This window comes from Variovorax humicola (assembly GCF_037889915.1).
GTDB lineage: Bacteria > Pseudomonadota > Gammaproteobacteria > Burkholderiales > Burkholderiaceae_C > Variovorax > Variovorax humicola.
Genome location: NZ_JBBKZV010000078.1, coordinates 1 through 3,746, shown reverse-complemented (window position 1 = coordinate 3,746; position 3,746 = coordinate 1). Strand labels below are relative to the sequence as shown.

Annotated in this window: 6 protein-coding genes; 3 read left to right on the top strand and 3 right to left on the bottom strand. The window is 63.8% G+C overall.

From position 1 onward, the window contains the following. Window positions 1–223 precede the first annotated feature (223 nt). Both WKW80_RS37685 and WKW80_RS36910 read left to right on the top strand, forming a co-directional pair. Entirely contained in the window at window positions 224–391 is a 168-nt protein-coding gene (locus WKW80_RS37685) for a hypothetical protein (protein ID WP_422823062.1), read from the top strand. Between the two features lie 132 nt (window positions 392–523). Then, window positions 524–1,438 (top strand): DMT family transporter, encoded by a 915-nt coding sequence (locus tag WKW80_RS36910; RefSeq protein WP_340368515.1) that lies wholly within the window; start codon window positions 524–526, stop codon window positions 1,436–1,438. Window positions 1,439–1,479: 41 nt separating this feature from the next. On the opposite strand, the gene WKW80_RS36905 is transcribed toward WKW80_RS36910, so the two are convergent. Continuing rightward, window positions 1,480–2,394: a LysR family transcriptional regulator gene (locus WKW80_RS36905; protein WP_340368514.1), complete on the bottom strand. Its 915-nt coding sequence runs from the start codon at window positions 2,392–2,394 to the stop codon at window positions 1,480–1,482. 122 nt (window positions 2,395–2,516) lie between these two features. On the opposite strand from WKW80_RS36905, the gene WKW80_RS36900 reads away from it, so the two are divergent. Beyond that, window positions 2,517–2,720 (top strand): tautomerase family protein, encoded by a 204-nt coding sequence (locus WKW80_RS36900; RefSeq protein ID WP_340368513.1) that lies wholly within the window; start codon window positions 2,517–2,519, stop codon window positions 2,718–2,720. An 82-nt stretch (window positions 2,721–2,802) separates the two neighbouring features. On the opposite strand, the gene istB is transcribed toward WKW80_RS36900, so the two are convergent. Together istB and WKW80_RS36890 are read right to left on the bottom strand one after the other, a co-directional pair. Continuing rightward, complete coding sequence (gene istB, locus WKW80_RS36895) at window positions 2,803–3,567, bottom strand: IS21-like element helper ATPase IstB (protein ID WP_340368512.1); 765 nt, start codon at window positions 3,565–3,567, stop codon at window positions 2,803–2,805. Next, window positions 3,554–3,746 (bottom strand): hypothetical protein (locus WKW80_RS36890; RefSeq protein WP_422823061.1); only part of this gene is annotated, 193 nt, incomplete at its 5' end. The genes WKW80_RS36890 and istB, both read right to left, overlap by 14 nt.

The window sequence follows — 3,746 nt, the reverse complement described above, 5'->3', positions numbered from 1 at the left end:
CCGTCTCGCTCAACCCGGAACGCGACTCCATCGTCGCTGCGGCCTCGCGCCGCGAAAATATTCAGCCATTGGCTGCATGAAAGAGGCGACAAGTACCTTGACGCGCGCCGCCTGTTGGAAGGCGAAGCAGTCATTAACCAAACCCATGCGGGTGCTGGGTTACACACATTGAAATCGTCGGGCCAGTGTCACGTTTTCACCCGAGCGTGGCAACGACCGCTCAATGACACCAGCACGTCAATTCCACGGCGAGATCGATCCGGTCATCGACTACGTCCACGCAGTGGCAGCGGCCTACCGCTTGCAACGATCGGGCGCTTATGTCACCTCGGATGTGATTAACGGGCTCGGCCACGGCATCCACGGGGAGGGGGGCCGATCTACTTGTTGAGTGACTCAAGGGCCAGCGTCTGACGGATTAAGCTCTGACCCTGGAGCAGCTCGCGCAGCCGCAGCCGCAGCCGCATGCGCAATACCTGAGCGCAGTCCGCGCTGTCGCGGGTTGGGGTATCGTGCTTCCTGAATGAAACATAGCAGTGCTGCCCGTGGAACCCTTGCTGGAGCGCTGCCATTGGTCATCGTGCTGACCGTTGTATGGGGTACGAACTGGGTGCTCTTTCCGCTGGCCGTTCGGGAAGTCTCCGTATGGACTTTCCGTGCCGTGTGTCTTCTGGGGTCAGGCCTGCTCTTGCTTGCTGCCGCCCGCGCGCGAGGCATGTCATTGCACATACCTGCGCCGCAGCGAAAGCCCCTCGTGCTGGCCGCGCTCGCTTACCTCGTCATCTGGAATGTTGGCAGTACATACGCTGCGGTCCTCATCCCCTCGGGACAAGCTGCCGTGCTCGGCTTCACGATGCCGTTGTGGGCGACGCTGATCTCGTGGCTGCTCCTTGGCGAGAAGCCTTCGGTGCGCCTTGTTTGCAGCGTCGTTCTTGCAAGCGGTGGCGTGGCGCTTCTTGCCTTCGCAGCCCGACACAGCTATGCCTCGGCGCCCCTTGGCTTCGTGCTGGGACTCTCGGCCGGGATCGGCTGGGCATGCGGGACGCTCATCCTCAAGCGCGCGGGGCTCACGGTCGCGCCGATCGTCTCGACCGGCTGGCAGTTGGTCATCGCCGGCAGCCCCATCCTGATCGTCGCCATGGCGACGGGCACGCGCGAGGCCTTCGTTCCATCTTTGACGTCGCTGATCGTGATTGCATACATCACGATCGTGCCGATGGCGTTGGGCAATATCGCCTGGTTCTCGATTGTCGACATGTTGCCGGCCCCGGTTTCCGGGCTTTCCACTGTCATGGTTCCCATGGTGGCGATGGTCACGGGCGCCGTCGTTCGCGCAGAACCACTCGGCCCGATTCAACTGGGTGCGATGGCGTGCTGCGGCGCATCGCTGCTGCTGGTGCTGCTGAAGCCGCGACGGTCATCTGCCGCCGGCCCGTGATGGCAGTGGAATAGCGATCGAAGCGCACGCAAGGCAGGCGGTCAATCCAGTCGCCCCAGCGCTGCATAGGCCACCAGCTGGTCGACCACATGGCGAACGCGAGGACTCAGTTGCGCTTGCTGGGGCCATACCGCATGAACTTCGACGCCCGTCGAGCACATTGGCAGGACCGCTTGCAGCGCACCCCGCGCCAGCGGCTCGCGCACGAGCGAGATGGGCATCTGGATCAGGCCGAGTCCGCCTATCGCGGCGTCCACCATGGCCTGGCCGTCGCTGAGGCGATGGGTCGCGGGCGGCGTGAAGCGCTTCGCGACGCCGCTGTCGGTCACGAACCAGACCAGCGGGGGGCCTTTGACAGAGCCGACGATACAGCGATGTGCGCGCACGTCAGCCAAGGTGTGGGGCTCGCCGTGCGCGCGAAGATAAGCCGGTGCGGCGCAGATCACGCGCTCCTGGGTGACCAGGTGCCGTGCGACAAGATCACTGGTGTTTGGAAGTGCGCCGAAGCGGATCGCCAGGTCGACGTCGTCCTTCAGCAGGTCGCTGGTGGCGTCCGTGAAGGTGAGGGTAAGGCTCAAGCCCGGGTGCGGCTGCGTGATCTCGATGAGCGCTGGCAACAACACGTGGCGGCCGAACGCGACTGGCATGTCGATGTGCAGCCGGCCGCTCAGGATCTGGTTCCTGGAAGAGAGCGCCGCTTGCGCCGCAGTGACTTCCTCCATGGCCGCGATGCACGCCGTGAGGTATGCCTCGCCATCGGCGGTGAGTCTGGTGAGACGCGTCGTCCGGTGGAACAGCTTGAAGCCAAGGCGGTCCTCGAGCCGGCCGATTGTCTTGCCGACGGCGGATTTCGTGAGGCTCATCCGATTTGCCGCCTCTGTGAACGTGCCGGCGCGCGCGGCGGCGACAAATACAGCCACGCCCGACAGTGGGTCGCGCTCGGATGATGTATCCATTGAGGCTACTCTGGGAGGAAAAAACGTCGGATTATCGACTCAGTTTCTTCACTAGGATGGAGCTTCCCCAACCCGGTTTCGACACGCGCCGGGGTGATGCATCATTTTCAAAGGAGCACTGTATGCCCGTCGTTCGAGTGAGCTGGTTTGAAGGCAAGGACCACAGCCAGAAGGAGAAGGTCGCCGCAGAAATCACTGAAAGCATCGTTCGCCATACCGCGACGGATCCCGACTACATCTACGTCATCTTCGAAGATGTGAAGGCCTCGGATTGGGCTGGCGCCGGCAAGCTCTTCGGGAAGGCGTCCGAAACAAGCGCCAGCTGACCTGGTGCGTGCCATGCCCCGATGGCCAGGTCAAACTGCTCCACCTGTGGCCACCCAAACTGCTCCAGGCAGGACGGGCGGATTATGCAGTGACGGGTGTTAGTGCGATGCGTGCAGCAGCCTCCTTGAGTCGATAGCTCTTGCCCTCGAACTCGAGCATCGCGGCGCGATGCATGAGGCGGTCGAGGATGGTGGTGCCCATCGTGGCGTCGCCGAGGTATTTGCCCCAGTCCTGCACGACACGATTGGAGGTGACGATGAGGCTGCGGCGCTGCTTGTAGCGCTGGTGCACGATCGTCTGCAGCAGTTCGGCGCCGGCCTCGCTGATGCGCCGCGCGAGGAAGAGGTCGTCCAGCACCAGGAGTGCGGGCTCGATATAGCCGCGCAGCAGCTTGGCCTGCTCGGCTTGGCTGGACAGCCCGTACCGTGCGAATTCGGTGTCGGCTTCGACGTACCGCACGTCATAGCCCTGCAGGGTGGCCTGGTAGGCCACGGCCTTGGCGCAGTGACTCTTGCCGGTACCTGGTTTGCCGATGATCAGCGCGTTGGTGCCTTCGGCGATGAACTTGAGCGTATGCAACTCGAAGCAGGCCTGGCGCGGCAGCTTGGGGTTGAAGCGCCAGTCGAAGTCGGCCAGCGAGAGGCGCTCGTCGAGCTGGGAGTGCTTGAAGCGTCGCTCGGTCAGGCGTGATCGGCGCCGGTCGAGCTCGTCCTGCAGCATGGCGGCAAAGGTCTCCAGGAAGGGCTGCTGAGCGGACTGGGCCTGCATCAGGCGGGTGTTCAACGTGTCGGCAATGCCGGACAGGCGCAGCTCGCGCAAGGCGCGTTCGATCTCATTCATGTTCATGGTGGGTGCCTGGGATGGTTGCAGAGGGTGCAGGAGGGACGGGGCGCGCAGCGCCGCGGGCGAACAGGTCGGCGTACACGTCGGCCGACTGGATCAACGGGTGTTCCTGGATCAGCGACAACTGCGAGCCCTGGTCGGGGGTGTTGGCATCGATGGTGGCCAGCGCGTCGGCGACCAGC